The following is a 15502-nucleotide window of genomic DNA, read 5'->3' as shown; positions in this document are numbered from 1 at the left end:
GGAAAGGAGAGATTACATATGCTTACAATGAAAGATGTTATTCGCGAAGGAGATCCTATTTTGCGCAACGTTGCAGAAGATGTGTCCTTACCGGCAAGCGAAGAAGATACAACTACCTTAAAAGAAATGATTGAATTCGTAATAAATAGCCAAGATCCTGAAATGGCTGAAAAATATAGTTTACGCCCTGGAATCGGATTAGCGGCTCCGCAAATCGGTGTTTCAAAAAAAATGATTGCAGTTCATGTAACCGATGCGGATGGTACATTATATAGCCATGCATTATTCAATCCAAAAATCATTAGCCATTCTGTTGAACGTACATATTTACAGGGTGGTGAAGGCTGTCTATCTGTAGACCGCGAAGTACCTGGTTATGTTCCTCGTTATACAAGAATTACAGTAAAAGCAACTTCTATTAACGGAGAAGAAGTAAAATTACGTTTAAAAGGTTTACCAGCAATCGTATTCCAACACGAGATTGATCATTTAAATGGCGTTATGTTCTATGACCATATCAATAAAGAAAATCCTTTTGCCGCTCCTGATGATTCCAAACCTCTAGAGCGATAATAATAAAAAGGCGGAAGTTAATCTTCCGCCTTTTTATTATGAAATGGGTTCCATATTCACTTATAGCAATCCAGCCCACTTTAGTCCATGATATATACCGTCTTCATTAACATCCTTTGTCACATGATTTGCAAGTTTTTTCAAGTCTTCATGGCCATTTCCCATCACAATACCTGTGCCAACGGCTTCGATCATTTCTAAATCATTTAAGCCATCTCCAAATGCATACACTTGATCACGATTAAAACCTAACTTTTCAATGTATTTCTCAATTCCTTTTGCCTTAGAACCACCATTCGGAATGATATCCATTGAATATGCATGCCAACGAATAAAATGGAAATCTGGATAATGATTAATAAACTTTTCCTCTTCATTTACTTCACAAAAAAGTAGTGTTTGATAAATATTACGTTCCTCATAAAAATTAGGCTCATATGCTGGATGCTCAAAGTTTAAGCTTCCAAAGCCTTCTTTCACATAATCATGATATTCCACTGATGCTCTCATATCTTGATGGTCAAGATATACAAGTGGATATCCTTCTTGTTTTGCAAACTGAGTAAACTTATGTAAAGCATCTGGATGTAACGGATTATTAAATATTACCTCATCTTCAAAGACAACATATTGTCCATTAAAACTAACATAATTATGTATATTAAGTTCCTTACGAATATCTTCGAACATAAATGGCGCGCGCCCTGTCGCAATTGCTACATGTACACCTTTTTCTTGTAACTGTTTTACTGCATCTCGTGTAGATTGCGGAATTTTTTTATCATGATCTAATAATGTTCCATCAATATCAAAAAAGACAATTTTATCATTCATTTGTCAAAATCCTTTCTGAGACTCTATATTCCTATTTTGAATATCACTTTTCAAATTCTAAAAAAAAGTATAACATATTAAACATCTGTGAAGAAAGCGTTCCCTTTCTGACCTTATTTGTAAACTTTGCATATATATATTAGTAAAACATGTAGATACTTGTTCGGATGAATTTTCTTTTCCATTCTTCCTCATACTATACCTATAACTAACGGCTACTGATCGTTACTATAGAATAACTTTCACTGTATGGGAAAGGACAAGATTCACCATTCACTTTTGTCCTATCTCTTATATCAGAGATAGAGTTTTCACTAGTAATAGGCATGTTTAAAATAAGGAAAGGAAGGAGTAATCATGCTGAAGAAGCTGAAGAAAAAGCTCAAGCGTTATTTAAATGGTCTAGTCCGTAAAAAGACAGTCGCTTAAATTGTGCCCATTTCGGGCTTTTTCTTCATTCTCATTCGAAAAAACATGAAAATCGTGACTGTTTGCTTTATAATAAGTAACAGATAATGCAAAACATAGACAAGGAGAGGTTTTCCAAATGATTTTTAAAGTATTTTATCAAGAAAAATTAACTGAGGTTCCAGTACGTGAAAATACAAAAGTTTTATATTTAGAGGCTACGTCTGAAAAGGATGTTCGTACAAAATTAAATAAGTTCGCATATAATATCGAGTTTGTTCAGTCTGTTACTGGCGCTCATCTTGAATATGAAAAAGAAAACGCTGATTTAACATTAGCGGAAATCGTATAGCGATATGAAATTTCTAAAAAACGACCAAGTTGCTGTATTTGCTCTCGGTGGGCTTGGTGAAATCGGTAAAAATACATACGCTGTTCAATTTCAAGATGAAATTATTATAATTGATGCTGGAATTAAATTTCCAGAGGACGAACTTCTCGGAATCGATTATGTAATACCAGACTACACTTATTTTGTGCGAAACGAAGATAAAATTAAAGGGTTATTCATTACACATGGTCACGAAGATCATATCGGCGGAATCCCTTACCTATTACGTCAAGTGAACATTCCAATTTACGGCGGAAAATTAGCAATTGCACTCATCAAAAACAAATTAGAAGAACACGGCTTACTTCGTAAAGCAAAACTTTACGAGATTCAAGAAGATGACGTTATTAAATTCAAAAAAACGTCTGTATCCTTCTTCCGTACAACTCACAGTATTCCAGATTCGTACGGCGTTGTTGTGAAAACACCTCAAGGTCAAGTTGTTCATACAGGTGACTTCAAATTTGACTTCACACCAGTTGGTGAACCAGCTGATTTAACAAAAATGGCTGAAATCGGTAAAGATGGCGTACTATGTCTATTATCTGATAGTACGAACAGTGAAGTTCCAAACTTTACTATGTCTGAGCGTCGCGTTGGTGATAGCATTCAAGACATTTTCCGTAAAGTAGAAGGACGGATTATATTCGCAACCTTTGCATCAAATATTCACCGCTTACAACAAGTTGTTGAAGCTGCTGTTGAAAACAACCGTAAAGTAGCTGTGTTTGGTCGAAGTATGGAAGCAGCGATTGAAATTGGACAAAACCTTGGTTATATTCGTTGCCCGAAAGATACATTCATAGATGCATCTCAACTAAACCGCTTACCAGCTAATAAAGTTGTTATTTTATGTACAGGTAGTCAAGGTGAACCGATGGCAGCACTTTCACGTATTGCAAACGGTACACACCGCCAAATTCAAATTATTCCTGGAGATACAGTTGTTTTCTCTTCTTCACCAATTCCAGGAAATACAATTAGCGTAAGTCGTACAATTAACATGTTGTACCGCGCTGGCGCTGATGTAATTCATGGGAAACTTTCAAATATCCATACAAGTGGACACGGTGGACAAGAAGAACAAAAATTAATGTTACGTCTAATTAAACCGAAGTACTTCATGCCAATTCATGGTGAATATCGTATGCAGCGTATGCACATGAACATAGCAAATGATTGTGGCATCCCTGAAGAAAATTGCTTCATTATGGATAATGGCGATGTTCTTGCTTTACGTTCGGATGAAGCTAGCGTAGCTGGAAAAATCCCATCTGGTTCGGTCTACATTGATGGAAACGGTATTGGAGATATTGGCAATATCGTATTACGCGATCGTCGTATCCTTTCTGAAGAAGGACTTGTAATTGTAGTTGTAAGCATTGATATGAAAGAATTTAAAGTTGCAGCAGGACCTGATATCATCTCACGCGGTTTCGTTTACATGCGTGAAAGTAGCGATTTAATCAATGATGCACAAACATTAATTACAACTCATTTAGAAAAAGTAATGGAGCGTAAAACAACACAATGGTCTGAAATTAAAAATGAAATTACAGACACATTAGCTCCATTCCTATATGAGAAAACGAAACGCCGTCCAATGATTTTACCAATCATTATGGAAATATAAGAAAAAGGACAATGCCATGAAGGCATTGTCCTTTTCTTTTCTCTTATCTTAAAAAGTGTTTAAATCGATCCACTTCATCGTCATGACCAATGACAATTAATATATCTCCTGCTTGAATATTCTCCGTAGCTCGAGGGGATACGATAACTTCTTTGCCTCGTTTAATTGCTACAATATTCAATCCAAACTTCGCACGAATATCTAATTCAATTAAAGAGTGCCCATCAATTTTTTTATTCGCAATAATCTCTACAATACTATGCTCATCTGAAAGCTCAAGGTAGTCTAGCACATTGCTTGATGCAATATTATTAGCAATCCTTTTTCCCATATCACGTTCTGGATGCACAATATGATCTGCACCTATTTTACTTAACACTTTTTCATGATAATCATTTTGAGCTTTTACAGTAATATTTTTTACACCCAACTCTTTCAAAATCAAGGTCGTTAAAATACTTGAATTTAAATTATCTCCAATAGCAACGACTACGTGATCAAAATTTCGAATACCAAGGCTTTTTAATACCATCTCATCTGTTGAATCTGCAATTACAGCATGCGAAGCTATATTTGCAAATTCATTAATTTTATCCTCATCTGAATCGATTGCCATTACTTCCATTCCTAATTGAGCTAGTTCTCGGCAAATACTTCCACCAAAGCGACCAAGTCCAATGACAGCAAATTCTTTTTCTTTCTCACCCACGGGAATTCCTCCAATAACTTCAAGTACTATTTATTTTCAGTGTAACACACTTTATATGCGTCACAAAAACTGTAATTAGCTCTTATTTTTGTTTTTGTATATAAAAATATTGTTGCAAGTAAAAAGCGATACCAACAAGTAGCATAGCAAATACAAATATATTTCCAAAAGAACTAAATGTTTCAAAAACGAATAATAATGTTTCTTGACCAAAAAAGGCAAATAGAAGCTGTGTGAATGCAAATAACAACGCCCATATGTAATGATGTTGATGGAATAAATAATGCGTTGCACCTAAAAAAGCAATAAACGAAAAGATAAAGATCCACCAATTTTCTAAAAATAGTTGCCAATTAGAAAATTGATATCCATTTACTAATATCGCAATAAGCGCGATAACTACCATCGTCGGCACACTCCAAAATAATGCCCGTCCTCTAAAGAAACGAGTGCCTTTAACATCTCCTTTTTCATGTGCAATATATGTTAGTACTACTGTGCTTATATACAAAACAGAAAGAATTGTTAAAACGATAATAAGCCAAAAATGTAATTGATAATATTCATGCTCTATATTTGTCACGATTGCAGCTAACATGCACGGAATTAACATTCCCGTCCAACCATCTACTTTTCTTTCATTCCAAAAGACCGTATTACCAATCCTTATTCCTAACAACATAAAAATAATGATACCCAATACAAATAACGTAGTTTTATTCCCTACTAAACTCGTTGAAAAAGCAATTAATCCAATAAATAAAAAGAGCACAAACCCATTCATAATTTCTAGTACAGGTGATAAATATCTCTTCACCCATTTGTATGTTTCGTCATATTCATTATTATCTACTAGACGATAGGCATAAAAACTTATCCCAAAATAAACCGCCGCAATAATAACATACGCATATAAGACGAAACATAAAATCGCACTGCTAATTTGCACGTAATTCCCCACCCTTTTTTCTATGTTTCACATTGATTTTACACACTTTTCATACTAAAAGTAAACATATATAAGTTAGTCAAATAATTAATAATGAGCAGTGGCTAAACCCCCTGCTCATTATTAAAACAGTACAATTAACTTTAATTCTTCCATTTGTATATAAATGTCTAAAATCAATCTATACGAGCGTTACTTACACCTCAGAACAAAAAGTTTTTTGGAACCTTCAAGAAAGTGGAAGTTTTATTTTCTATTCCCTTTCCACTTTACATATTGGCTTAAAAATGTAATTGCCTTTTCAATCACTTCTTCGTCTGGTTTTAATTTTGCATGATGTAAACCATATTCTGAATTTACTCCAAGCCAAAACATAAATCCAGGGATTTCTCGAAGCATATAACCAAAATCTTCACCCGTCATTGCCTCAGTACATGTAATAACATTCATATCAGTTTGTTTATGTACAAATTCCATAAACTCTCTCGTTAACTCTTCATGGTTATATACTTGATGATACATTGCTCCGTAATCTATAATCGCCTCACACTGGAAAGAAGCTTCGATACCTGCAACAATTGACTCAATTCTGCTTTTCACACGCTTCATTGATTCCACTGATAATGTTCGAATCGTTCCTTCTAAACGAGATTTTTCTGCAATAATATTTTGAACCGTACCACCAGTAATTTTCCCGATTGTAATTACTGCACTATCAAGAGGATTTACATTGCGACTAATAACGGATTGAAGCTGTGTAACAAGATGACTCGCTGCAACAATCATGTCATTTGCAGTATGCGGATAGGCAGCATGGCCACCTTTCCCTTTTAAATCAATATATAATTCTGAAGTATTGGCAAATAACAGTCCTTCTTTCGTTGCAATTGTCCCCACAGCGTATTCTGGTGCAATATGAAGACCAAGAATTATATTCGGTTTCCATTCTTTTAACTCTTCACTTTCTAACATAGGAAGAGCACCGCCTGGTCCTTCTTCTGCTGGCTGGAATAGAAATACAAGGTCATCATCTATTCTTTCGCTCACAGCTTTCGTTAGAAGGCCTAAACCGATTGTTGTATGTACATCATGGCCACATGCATGCATCATTCCTTCATGAATAGAAGCAAACTCGTATCCAGTTTCCTCTGTAATTGGTAAACCGTCTATATCTGCACGATAACCTATTATTTTTTCGGGATTTTTTCCATTTACTTTAACGATTACACCCGTTTTCCATGTCTTCACTTCCACAAATTCATGAGAAAGTGTTCCTATATAATCTAAAATATACTGTTGTGTTTTCCATTCCTTAAATCCGATTTCTGGAATTCTATGTAGATCTCTACGAATTTGGACAAATTTGCTTACTGTCATTTTTGCACCTCTATCTATAAAAAGCGTAAGAGCCCATTTACGCTCTTACGCTTTTTTTACTTTTTATTTCTCTGGGTTTAATTGACGAAGCTCTTGTTTAATTTCTGTTTTTGCTTTTGTCTTCTCATCAATTTCTTTGATTACACGTGCTGGAGTACCTGCAACAACTGTGTATGGAGGTACATCTTCTGTTACAACAGCTCCCGCTGCTACAACTGCACCTTTACCTACTGTAACACCCTCTAAAACAACTACATTTGCACCGATTACTACATCATCTTCAACGATAACTGGTTTTGCAGAAGGTGGCTCAATAACACCTGCAAGTACAGCACCTGCACCTACGTGACAGTTTTTACCGACTGTTGCACGTCCACCAAGTACTGCGTTCATGTCGATCATAGAACCTTCACCAATTACAGCACCAATGTTAATTGTTGCATTCATCATAATTACAGCGTTGTCACCAATTTCAACATGGTCACGAATAATAGCACCTGGCTCGATGCGAGCTTTAATACCTTTTAAATCAAGCATTGGGATTGCAGAATTACGACGATCGTTTTCTACAACGTAGTCAACGATGTGCTTATTATTCTCATCAAGAATTGTCTTAATTTCAGACCATTCTCCGAATAATACACCTGATTTTTTATTCACAAATGCTTGTACTGTTTCAGGGAATGTTACTTCTTTTAAATCCCCTTTTATGTATACCTTTACAGGAGTTTTCTTTTCACTTTTTTGAATAAACGAAATAATTTCGTTAGCGTCCATCATTTTCATTCTTGTTGCCTCCTAAATCCATTTATAATGTTACTCTACCAAACGAAAGAGCGAGTAGCAAGATAATAATCTTATTTTTCCCTTTGAATTTCTTCTATAATTTCTAAAAATGCTTGTACTTGCTTCAACTGCCTTGCCGAGTCACTTGTTAACAACCATGTTTCTCTCGTCAGTTGAACAGGTGTTTTATACATATTTTCCTGTACTTCCTTTAAAACAGTAGAAGGTAAAAGGGCATAACCTATACCATTTAAAACAAGTTGTTTACATGTTTCAATTTGGTCAACTACAATCGTTCGCTTAGGCGGATTAGAAAATAAACCATACCACCAATTTTGTATTTGTCCATAATAAGTCGAGTCACTTTTAAATTGAATGAACGGCCTATTTGTTTCTTTTAACATCGAAATATCTTTTATTTCTTTATCAACTAAATACAGTTCATCTTCAAATAATTGTTGCTTCTGACCTTTATATTCTTGTGTTCCCCTCAGTATAGCAACATGCACGTCTCCTTCATAAAACTGCTTTTGCACTTCACTACTCCATCCAGTAAACAGCGATATCTTTACAGAAGGATATTTATGCACAAACTTTTTCAAAACAGGAGGGAGCCAATATTGACCAATAACTGATGCAACAGCTATTTTTAACGTTCCATGAGTTTCCGTTCTGAAAACAGCCAGCTCACTTTTTATATCTTCTTCCCTTTGCAACATTTCTTTGGCATAATTTGCAACTTTTTCCCCTTCAGGTGTAATTGTCAATCCTTTTTGTGAGCGAATAAAAAACTTCATTCCCCATTGTTTCTCCATAGATTGTAATCGTTGACTCAGCGCAGGTTGGGAAACAAATAAACGTTCCGCCGCTTTTCTCATATTTGATTCCTGAGCTAACACAACCATCATTTGAAAATCATCAATTTGCAACTTTCTCCCTCTTTCCTTAGCTTCCATACACCTTATTTCAATAAGCTTTTCATCCTTAATTTATCCGAATGCTTTCATTCAGAAAATACAATTGTCCAGCGCAAACTTTCCTTATGTTTTATGTCTTTTTAAATATAATACATACACAAGTGATATGCACGAAAAAAAGTGACTTCTTCGTTTCTATGAAGTCACTTTTTTCACTTTATCGATTATGTTGCCTTACTTTCTTATTCAACAATTTTAAAATAGCCCGACGTGTTAAAATCCCCTCAAAATAGCCTTCTTCATTAACAGCGCAAATAAAAGGATGATCAATTGTCATTTCTAAAGCTTTTGCAAATGAATCGTCTAATTTAAGAACAGGTATATCTTCTTTCATCACCTGCTCTACTTTCATATCATCGAGCCTTTCAAACTCAATACGTTCTAATCCTAACATACCATCTAATATCATGGCAGTACTAATCAAACCATGTAGTTTATACATTGGATCTAAGACAGGTATCGCTGAATATCCAGATTTTACAAGAACAAGTAAAGCATGTTCTAAACTATTTCCAATTTGGACATGAGCTACTTTTTCCGATGAAATCATTAAATCCTTCACAAGAATTTGTTGAAATTCGTCTTTCGGAATACTAATCATATTACATCCCCCATTTTCCCTTTTTCCTGCTTATGTTCACAACTCTATTCACATTTTATGACAGCGTTTTCATATTATTATTTTGTCCTAAATTTATTTCAATAAAAATACAATCACACAGCTATTTTAGCATACCGCACAAAAAAAAGACTACCATTCCGGTAGCGCTTAATACCCTTTATTTTTTAATCTGTAAAATAACCTTGTGATTTTTTTATATTGCATCACATCTGTCTGTTTCAAACCATTCTCAATATCTGTAAGTTCCACAGCTAAAATTTCACTTGCGTAATTTTGCTGAAATAAAATATCTAGTAGTAAACTTTCTTCTTCCTTCGTTAAAACAACTTCCCTTTGCATATACCCCTCTCCTTACACTCGCATCGTTACTCTTATTATATAAAAAATTCAACCTATTTAATAGATGTAATATTCAGTTTTTATTAAAAGATATGTAACAATCGTACACATACAAAAAAATCATTTCGTATATCGATTTGCATAGCTAAACGCCGCATAAGCATCCGGCTTAATTTTTGCAGTTAATCCCATCGCTCGAATTTTTTCTGTCATATCTAAAATAAATTCTTTTGTTAAGCCATCATTCCCAATGTCTAAATGAATTTCCATTATGAATCCAGCCCCATCTTGAGCATAAGGATGCAATAACTCCCATATTGTTTGTATATGAGTAGGCGTAAATAGACATGCGATTTCTTGACTAAACTGCGTTTCTAAATATATTTTCTCACGTAAGGTCGCTGGCTTATCTTTTACTGATCTATGGTGTAAACAACCCCAGGCACCTTTTCCAATACGATGAATATGGATTGCTGTAATAAACCTCGTATCCTTTTGATGCGCTTGCGAGTCTGTCCCAATGGATAATCGATACAAATTTCGCGGATCCTTTTCAATGAAACTACAAATACGGTTAAAGACCATATCAAAATTTAAATGTCTCTCTGAAACATTGTAAAATTTATGTGCACCGTCCACAGAGTCACGTCCTTTCAATTAGACAGACTTTTCGTATTCTCATTGTATGGGACAAAAACTAAAATTATAACTTCCTATCCTTTATTCGTTTCAATATTTCGAATTACAAAGTGACAAACTTGGCACGTATAAATTACATTTTGATTAGATTGAGCCGTTAATACATGAATAATCTCAGCAGAACTTTGACAATTAGGACAAATCACAACTGGTAAACGTTCCATACGATAACCTCCTAGTTATATTTCTCCCGCTATTTGCAAAACCCAGCGATAGTGAGAAGTTTAGCTTCACATATTCACCCGGTTGACGGGACTAATTATCCACATGGATAAGCAAACTTGCACGGATTAAATTTTCATTTTAATACCATTGTAGGAAAAATAAAAAACTTCTATACATTATGCTAGAAAGTAATAGAACTAAAAAAGGTACTGCCATGTGGCAGTACCTTTTTTATATGTATCAAGAAATGATATCGTAAATCTCAATTGCAACCATGTCGATATTATCGAATTGATATACTTGAGGTTTTTCACCTTGTTGATACACTTCTAACTCATACATTTCACTTTTATCGAAAAATTTCACGCTACATTTGCGCTCACCGTTCACTTCAAAATAGCGTTGTGCTACTTCACCGCTTTCAGCTTGTTCTTGTAGACTAACAAGTCGAGTTAAAATTCCTTGGAGTAGAGACATGAAATCTCTCCTTTCTCTGATCTTCCTACCAATAGGTTTTACAGCTATACTCATTCTATCCGTCATAACAGAAAAAATGTTCCACACTCTAGGATAAAGGTTATTGGCCAGAAACTCAACTAAAAATTTGTCGAAATACGAAGGAAAAAACAGAAAGAACATATTTCTCCTTCATTATTGCGGTTTTTATACTGGAAGAATATAATAAAAAACAGAAAAAAGGAGGAATTACAATGAAAAAAATTGAGGTTTATACACAACCCGATTGTCCGCCATGTGTTATTGTAAAAGAATTTTTGAAGCATAATAACGTTGCATATGAAGAATTTGACGTAAAAAAAGACGCTGCTGCTCGCAATCGTCTTTTATACGACTATGATTCTTATTCAACTCCAACAGTCGTAATTGATGGCGAAGTAGTTGCAGGTTTTCAAATTGAAAAGTTACAACAACTACTCAATATAGAATAGGAATAGGTAAATACCTATTCCTATTCTTATCCCGCTATTTGTAGGTAGTAAAACTCCCACCCACTGATTAAAAGTTTCACTTTATAATTGTTGCAACCTTTTTATTTCAGTTAAAAGTTCCTGACTTTCATGATATCCTGCTAACTTCCATTTATCTTGATCCCTTTTCAATGTTACAATTTGATATTGTCCACTTTTTGTCCGCTCATATACATATAAATTTTTATGTTCTTCATCATACGACATTTTCGTTTCTGAATTAAAAGAAAACGGTGCTTCTTTTGCCGGAAGTAAATATTCACCACTTTGTTTATCACTTCTGCTATTTTCATCTGTAAATACTTGAAGGAAATTATCTGTAAAATACGGTGATAACGTCTCTATCATCTTATTCATCGGCAAATGCTTCCCACGAATTGAAAACTGGGTTTCATAGCCTTTTTGTATCGTTGTAAATACTTCTTTCCGATCGACTTCCACTTCCTCTTTTCCTAAAACAGTCGTAACACTATAACCAACTAGAAAGGCAACACATACAAATAGAACAAGCCATATTCCATATTTCCTCATTTTTTCACCTTCCTTTTAAAAGAACTTGTCTTTGTAGTATTCATTGTAACAATGATTATGCAAAGAAAGGACAGATTTCGTTCGTAAAATCTTTACAACGATAGACAGCATTTTCATCACCATTTTCACTATTACCAATTTATGATAAAAACAAACAAAAAATGCACGAATCTCTTCGTGCATTAAAATAAAACATCTTCTTCATATAAATATTCATAAGATAAATCTATAAATAAAAAGTTGTCATCATCAATCGGGAAAGAAAATGTTCGTACCATTTCTCCCGTTTCAATATCTGCATATAAATCTGAAAGCCTCGCCTTATTCTCAAAACGCATTTTCATTATATTCTCGAGAAAATACGGGCGCCAGCTCCAGTTCTTCATATAATAATCCGGCATCACAATCCATTCTCCATCTTTTTTCATAACATTTCCTGATTGTTGGAAACCATCTTCATTACAAATAAATATACGAAAACTACACTGTGATACACTTTGACTAAATTGTAATAACCAATCATTTATATCTTCATTCTTTTTTTGTTTTGATAAAACATCGCCAATGCGATCGCGTAACATCTCTGTTAAATTATAAATTTTTTGTAACTTCTTCTTTTCATGCTGAATAAACTGATGACATTCATTACCTAGTCGCTCTTTCAAAACATTCGTTTCAATAAAATCAGGTAAACATTCTTTTAAATAATTACCTTGATAATATCTTCCGCCGTTCTTCCAAGCATATTGCAGTTGATAAAAAGCATCTATTTCTTCATATAATAAAGTTGCACCAATTCTTCTAGCAAGTAATGATAAAGAATATAAAATATCTTGATAAGATTGTAAAAGTGCTGTTTGCCTTAAGTTCGTTAAATCTACTTTTAAAATATCAGGTGCTAACACGCTAATACGCTCTAAATTACTTGTACCCGTTCCGACTTTATTAATCGAAATTTGAATACCATATGTACGATAATACATAAGCAAATGATTAAATTGCTCTATATCTTCTTTACATTCATGCTCTGTAATCTCTAAAACAATTTGTTTTAAATTTAAACCTTGTTCTTCATACCTCAATAAAAGTTGAAGCAAGCTTTCATCATCATCATTCATTAATACATTAGCATTCCGATGTATAAATAATAATAATTTTTGATCGCTTTCTAAATAACGATTTAAAGCTTTTTCTACTATAATATTATCCGCTTCCAGTTGAAATTCACTTGGAATCGAATCATCGTGAAAGAAAGAAGCTAAACTTTGTATGCCCTCTTCTGTTTGAATACGTCCTACTACTTCATATCCAATTACAGTATGCTCATCAGCACTAAAAATAGCTTGATAATAAGGAAGGACTTTATCCAAGTTACTCATTACATCTAATGCATCTATCAACGTGCTTCCCTCCCTTTACTTTTCAAAAATTATAACATGATATTTACGGAAAAATAATAAAAAATCCCTTCAGTTTTCCTGAAGGGATTAGAGGGGTAAAATGCTAAGGGGAATTAGCAATTCTACTATGAAGAAAAAAGAGGTCTTAAATATAACGTATATATGACCTCTTGTAAACACTTTTCTTTCATATGTCACAATTCCGTCACATTTAACCGTGAAAAAATGAATCAAACATTCATTTTTTTATCCCTTTTAAAATGGATATTGATGTAAATGTTGTCCTCCATCCATTGTCATGCAAGTTCCATTTATGTACGCAGCTTCATCTGAGCATAAATAATAAGCTAGACCAGCGATTTCTTCTGGCGTACCCAGCCTTCCAAGCGGAACACTTTGTATCGTACGCTTAGCCATTTCTTCTGAAATCCATAATTTATCAGCACCACCCGTACGTTCAATTGGTCCTGGAGCGATAGCGTTAACTCGTATTCCATATTTACGTCCCCACTCAACAGCGAGCGTCTTCGTCATCGCTAATACTCCTGCCTTCGCTGCAGCCGAATGAATAACTCCTGGACCTGCATCCCATGCATATGTTGCTACCATATTAATGATATTCCCTTTTATACCTTTTTCAATCCAATATTTTCCGACAGCATGGCTACAGTAAAATGTACCGTTTAATACAATATTAATGACCGAATTCCAGCCATTCACGGATAAATCTTCTGCTGGACAAATAAAGTTTCCAGCTGCATTATTTATTAAAACATCAATTCGACCAAACTTCTCATCAATCTGTTCAATCATTTTCTGAATGTCATCCGTATTTCTTACATCCATTTGTACAGGTAATACTTGCCCTGGAAATTGTTCAATTTCCAACTTTGTTTCCTCTAGTTTTTCTTTTGTACGTCCTGTAATAACAACTCGTGCCCCTTCTTTTGCAAAGCGAGTCGCCATTCCTTTTCCCATTCCACTCGATCCACCTGTTATAATAACTACCTTTTCTTTCACATACATCCCCTCCAAAAAATGAATACACATTCATTTTATCACTTTATTTAATAGAAATCTTTATATTTTTAAACTTTTCTGATATTTTAATGTAAAGAACTTTCTTTTTATTCATTTTTTTCGTAATCTATACTAATTTTTTATTATGTAAAATATATTTTTAAATAAACTGAAAGGAGATTTGAGTAGCCTGTAAATGGAATAAAAACATTGAGGTATACTCATATTTTTATGACGCACATTACAAGAAGAAATTTTTTGAAAATTGGTATGCGTACTTGTCTCTATTCATTTATAACCAGTGGCATCGGATACTACTATGCTAAATATATAGAACCCCATTTCATTTCTTTTACACAGCACACATTAAAATCACAACTCATCCCAAAAAGTTTTCATGGTATGAAAATTCTTCAATTCAGCGATTTACATCTCGGATACTATTTCTCGCTTCAACATTTATCTCAAGTTGTTTCTAAAATTAATGCTGTAAATCCAGATATTGTCCTTTTTACCGGAGATCTCATTGATAATTATCAAACGTATACTGACACTCCTTTTGTCGCATCCATTTTAAAAAATATACAAGCCCCCTTCGGTAAATTCGCTATTTATGGTAACCATGATCACGGTGGATATGGAACTGAATACTATGAGCACATCATGCGTGAATCAGGATTTGAACTATTGCTAAATAGTGAAAAAAGAATTCGTCTAATGGATAATAGTGAAATTTCTATTTTCGGTCTCGATGATATACTACTAGGCAAACCAAAAATAGAGAAAACATTACAACATGCACGGCAAAATACTTATAACATCGTTCTTGTTCACGAGCCAGATATCGCGCCGCAAATTTCCAAATATCCAATCAACTTGCAACTTTCTGGTCATAGCCATGGCGGACAAGTACAAATTCCTTTTTTAGGTGCTATTATTACACCATCACTCGCCAAAGACTATATTGAAGGCTTCTATACGATGCAGGATTTAACTCTCTATGTCAATCGAGGTCTTGGAAGAACACGTGTCCCATTTCGTTTTATGTCAAAACCTGAAATCACAATTTTCACACTCCAACATTCGTAATAATTCGCCTATTT

The 15502-nt window shown here is 34.2% G+C and carries 19 protein-coding genes; 5 read left to right on the top strand and 14 right to left on the bottom strand.

Going from position 1 to position 15502, the window contains the following annotated elements; all coding sequences use genetic code 11:
* The first annotated feature begins 18 nt into the window (after nt 1–18).
* Entirely contained in the window at nt 19–573 is a 555-nt protein-coding gene (gene def / locus ACTFRU_RS16365; RefSeq protein ID WP_000957042.1) for a peptide deformylase, read from the top strand.
* 60 nt (nt 574–633) lie between these two features.
* Here the strand turns inward: def and ACTFRU_RS16360 are convergent, their stop codons facing one another.
* Entirely contained in the window at nt 634–1407 is a 774-nt protein-coding gene (locus ACTFRU_RS16360) for a Cof-type HAD-IIB family hydrolase (protein ID WP_000998275.1), read from the bottom strand.
* A 547-nt stretch (nt 1408–1954) separates the two neighbouring features.
* Between ACTFRU_RS16360 and ACTFRU_RS16355 the strand changes: the two genes are divergently transcribed.
* Together ACTFRU_RS16355 and rnjA are read left to right on the top strand one after the other, a co-directional pair.
* Entirely contained in the window at nt 1955–2167 is a 213-nt protein-coding gene (locus ACTFRU_RS16355; RefSeq protein ID WP_000576435.1) for a DNA-dependent RNA polymerase subunit epsilon, read from the top strand.
* Between the two features lie 4 nt (nt 2168–2171).
* Nucleotides 2172–3839, top strand: coding sequence for a ribonuclease J1 (gene rnjA / locus ACTFRU_RS16350; protein WP_000670377.1), 1668 nt, complete (start codon nt 2172–2174; stop codon nt 3837–3839).
* Between the two features lie 43 nt (nt 3840–3882).
* Here rnjA and ACTFRU_RS16345 read toward each other — a convergent pair whose 3' ends face one another.
* The 10 genes from ACTFRU_RS16345 to ACTFRU_RS16300 form a co-directional block, all read right to left on the bottom strand.
* Complete coding sequence (locus ACTFRU_RS16345) at nt 3883–4548, bottom strand: potassium channel family protein (RefSeq protein WP_000504032.1); 666 nt, start codon at nt 4546–4548, stop codon at nt 3883–3885.
* 82 nt (nt 4549–4630) lie between these two features.
* Complete coding sequence (locus ACTFRU_RS16340; RefSeq protein WP_001167324.1) at nt 4631–5497, bottom strand: cytochrome c oxidase assembly protein; 867 nt, start codon at nt 5495–5497, stop codon at nt 4631–4633.
* Between the two features lie 246 nt (nt 5498–5743).
* On the bottom strand, nt 5744–6874 hold the full coding sequence (locus tag ACTFRU_RS16335) for an N-acetyldiaminopimelate deacetylase (protein WP_000218672.1): 1131 nt from the start codon (nt 6872–6874) through the stop codon (nt 5744–5746).
* A 63-nt stretch (nt 6875–6937) separates the two neighbouring features.
* The gene (gene dapD / locus ACTFRU_RS16330) at nt 6938–7660 is read right to left on the bottom strand and encodes a 2,3,4,5-tetrahydropyridine-2,6-dicarboxylate N-acetyltransferase (protein ID WP_000783241.1); all 723 of its coding nucleotides are present in this window, start codon (nt 7658–7660) and stop codon (nt 6938–6940) included.
* Nucleotides 7661–7731: 71 nt separating this feature from the next.
* A complete protein-coding gene (locus tag ACTFRU_RS16325) occupies nt 7732–8616 on the bottom strand; it encodes a LysR family transcriptional regulator (RefSeq protein ID WP_001987174.1) in 885 nt (294 codons plus the stop codon).
* A gap of 178 nt (nt 8617–8794) precedes the next feature.
* A complete protein-coding gene (gene cbpB / locus ACTFRU_RS16320; RefSeq protein WP_000623579.1) occupies nt 8795–9238 on the bottom strand; it encodes a cyclic-di-AMP-binding protein CbpB in 444 nt (147 codons plus the stop codon).
* A gap of 168 nt (nt 9239–9406) precedes the next feature.
* Nucleotides 9407–9598, bottom strand: a complete 192-nt coding sequence (gene abbA / locus ACTFRU_RS16315; protein WP_001188692.1) for an antirepressor AbbA — start codon at nt 9596–9598, stop codon at nt 9407–9409.
* 120 nt (nt 9599–9718) lie between these two features.
* Nucleotides 9719–10237: a ribonuclease H-like YkuK family protein gene (locus ACTFRU_RS16310; RefSeq protein ID WP_000348487.1), complete on the bottom strand. Its 519-nt coding sequence runs from the start codon at nt 10235–10237 to the stop codon at nt 9719–9721.
* 74 nt (nt 10238–10311) lie between these two features.
* Nucleotides 10312–10461: a hypothetical protein gene (locus tag ACTFRU_RS16305; protein ID WP_000440540.1), complete on the bottom strand. Its 150-nt coding sequence runs from the start codon at nt 10459–10461 to the stop codon at nt 10312–10314.
* Between the two features lie 241 nt (nt 10462–10702).
* Entirely contained in the window at nt 10703–10939 is a 237-nt protein-coding gene (locus ACTFRU_RS16300) for a YkuJ family protein (RefSeq protein ID WP_000055151.1), read from the bottom strand.
* Between the two features lie 233 nt (nt 10940–11172).
* Between ACTFRU_RS16300 and ACTFRU_RS16295 the strand changes: the two genes are divergently transcribed.
* On the top strand, nt 11173–11409 hold the full coding sequence (locus tag ACTFRU_RS16295; protein ID WP_000717875.1) for a glutaredoxin family protein: 237 nt from the start codon (nt 11173–11175) through the stop codon (nt 11407–11409).
* Nucleotides 11410–11490: 81 nt separating this feature from the next.
* Here ACTFRU_RS16295 and ACTFRU_RS16290 read toward each other — a convergent pair whose 3' ends face one another.
* The 3 genes from ACTFRU_RS16290 to fadH all read right to left on the bottom strand — a co-directional run bounded on the left by ACTFRU_RS16290 (nt 11491) and on the right by fadH (nt 14399).
* Complete coding sequence (locus ACTFRU_RS16290; protein ID WP_001233804.1) at nt 11491–11979, bottom strand: DUF3993 domain-containing protein; 489 nt, start codon at nt 11977–11979, stop codon at nt 11491–11493.
* A gap of 182 nt (nt 11980–12161) precedes the next feature.
* Nucleotides 12162–13379 carry an EAL domain-containing protein gene (locus tag ACTFRU_RS16285; RefSeq protein WP_000564306.1) on the bottom strand — a complete coding sequence of 406 codons (1218 nt, stop codon included), beginning with the start codon at nt 13377–13379 and terminating at the stop codon, nt 12162–12164.
* Between the two features lie 255 nt (nt 13380–13634).
* Nucleotides 13635–14399, bottom strand: coding sequence for a 2,4-dienoyl-CoA reductase (gene fadH / locus ACTFRU_RS16280; RefSeq protein WP_000660913.1), 765 nt, complete (start codon nt 14397–14399; stop codon nt 13635–13637).
* 231 nt (nt 14400–14630) lie between these two features.
* Here fadH and ACTFRU_RS16275 point away from each other — a divergent pair, with 231 nt between their 5' ends.
* Nucleotides 14631–15488 (top strand): metallophosphoesterase, encoded by an 858-nt coding sequence (locus tag ACTFRU_RS16275; protein ID WP_002024756.1) that lies wholly within the window; start codon nt 14631–14633, stop codon nt 15486–15488.
* Nucleotides 15489–15502 lie beyond the last annotated feature (14 nt).

It is taken from the genome of Bacillus cereus group sp. MYBK220-1 (genome assembly GCF_051916445.1).
GTDB classification, from domain to species: domain Bacteria; phylum Bacillota; class Bacilli; order Bacillales; family Bacillaceae_G; genus Bacillus_A; species Bacillus_A cereus.
The sequence above is the reverse complement of the archived record's forward strand: the minus strand, read 5'-3'. Positions and strand labels throughout refer to the sequence as shown.

Bases quoted from the DNA above. Each gene is read 5' to 3' on its own strand.
- def (WP_000957042.1), top strand. From the start codon at position 19: ATGCTTACAATGAAAGATGTTATTCGCGAAGGAGATCCTATTTTGCGC.
- ACTFRU_RS16360 (WP_000998275.1), bottom strand. From the start codon at position 1,407: ATGAATGATAAAATTGTCTTTTTTGATATTGATGGAACATTATTAGAT.
- ACTFRU_RS16355 (WP_000576435.1), top strand. From the start codon at position 1,955: ATGATTTTTAAAGTATTTTATCAAGAAAAATTAACTGAGGTTCCAGTA.
- rnjA (WP_000670377.1), top strand. From the start codon at position 2,172: ATGAAATTTCTAAAAAACGACCAAGTTGCTGTATTTGCTCTCGGTGGG.
- ACTFRU_RS16335 (WP_000218672.1), bottom strand. From the start codon at position 6,874: ATGACAGTAAGCAAATTTGTCCAAATTCGTAGAGATCTACATAGAATT.
- dapD (WP_000783241.1), bottom strand. From the start codon at position 7,660: ATGAAAATGATGGACGCTAACGAAATTATTTCGTTTATTCAAAAAAGT.
- ACTFRU_RS16325 (WP_001987174.1), bottom strand. From the start codon at position 8,616: ATGGAAGCTAAGGAAAGAGGGAGAAAGTTGCAAATTGATGATTTTCAA.
- cbpB (WP_000623579.1), bottom strand. From the start codon at position 9,238: ATGATTAGTATTCCGAAAGACGAATTTCAACAAATTCTTGTGAAGGAT.
- abbA (WP_001188692.1), bottom strand. From the start codon at position 9,598: ATGCAAAGGGAAGTTGTTTTAACGAAGGAAGAAGAAAGTTTACTACTA.
- ACTFRU_RS16305 (WP_000440540.1), bottom strand. From the start codon at position 10,461: ATGGAACGTTTACCAGTTGTGATTTGTCCTAATTGTCAAAGTTCTGCT.
- ACTFRU_RS16300 (WP_000055151.1), bottom strand. From the start codon at position 10,939: ATGTCTCTACTCCAAGGAATTTTAACTCGACTTGTTAGTCTACAAGAA.
- ACTFRU_RS16295 (WP_000717875.1), top strand. From the start codon at position 11,173: ATGAAAAAAATTGAGGTTTATACACAACCCGATTGTCCGCCATGTGTT.
- ACTFRU_RS16290 (WP_001233804.1), bottom strand. From the start codon at position 11,979: ATGAGGAAATATGGAATATGGCTTGTTCTATTTGTATGTGTTGCCTTT.
- ACTFRU_RS16275 (WP_002024756.1), top strand. From the start codon at position 14,631: ATGACGCACATTACAAGAAGAAATTTTTTGAAAATTGGTATGCGTACT.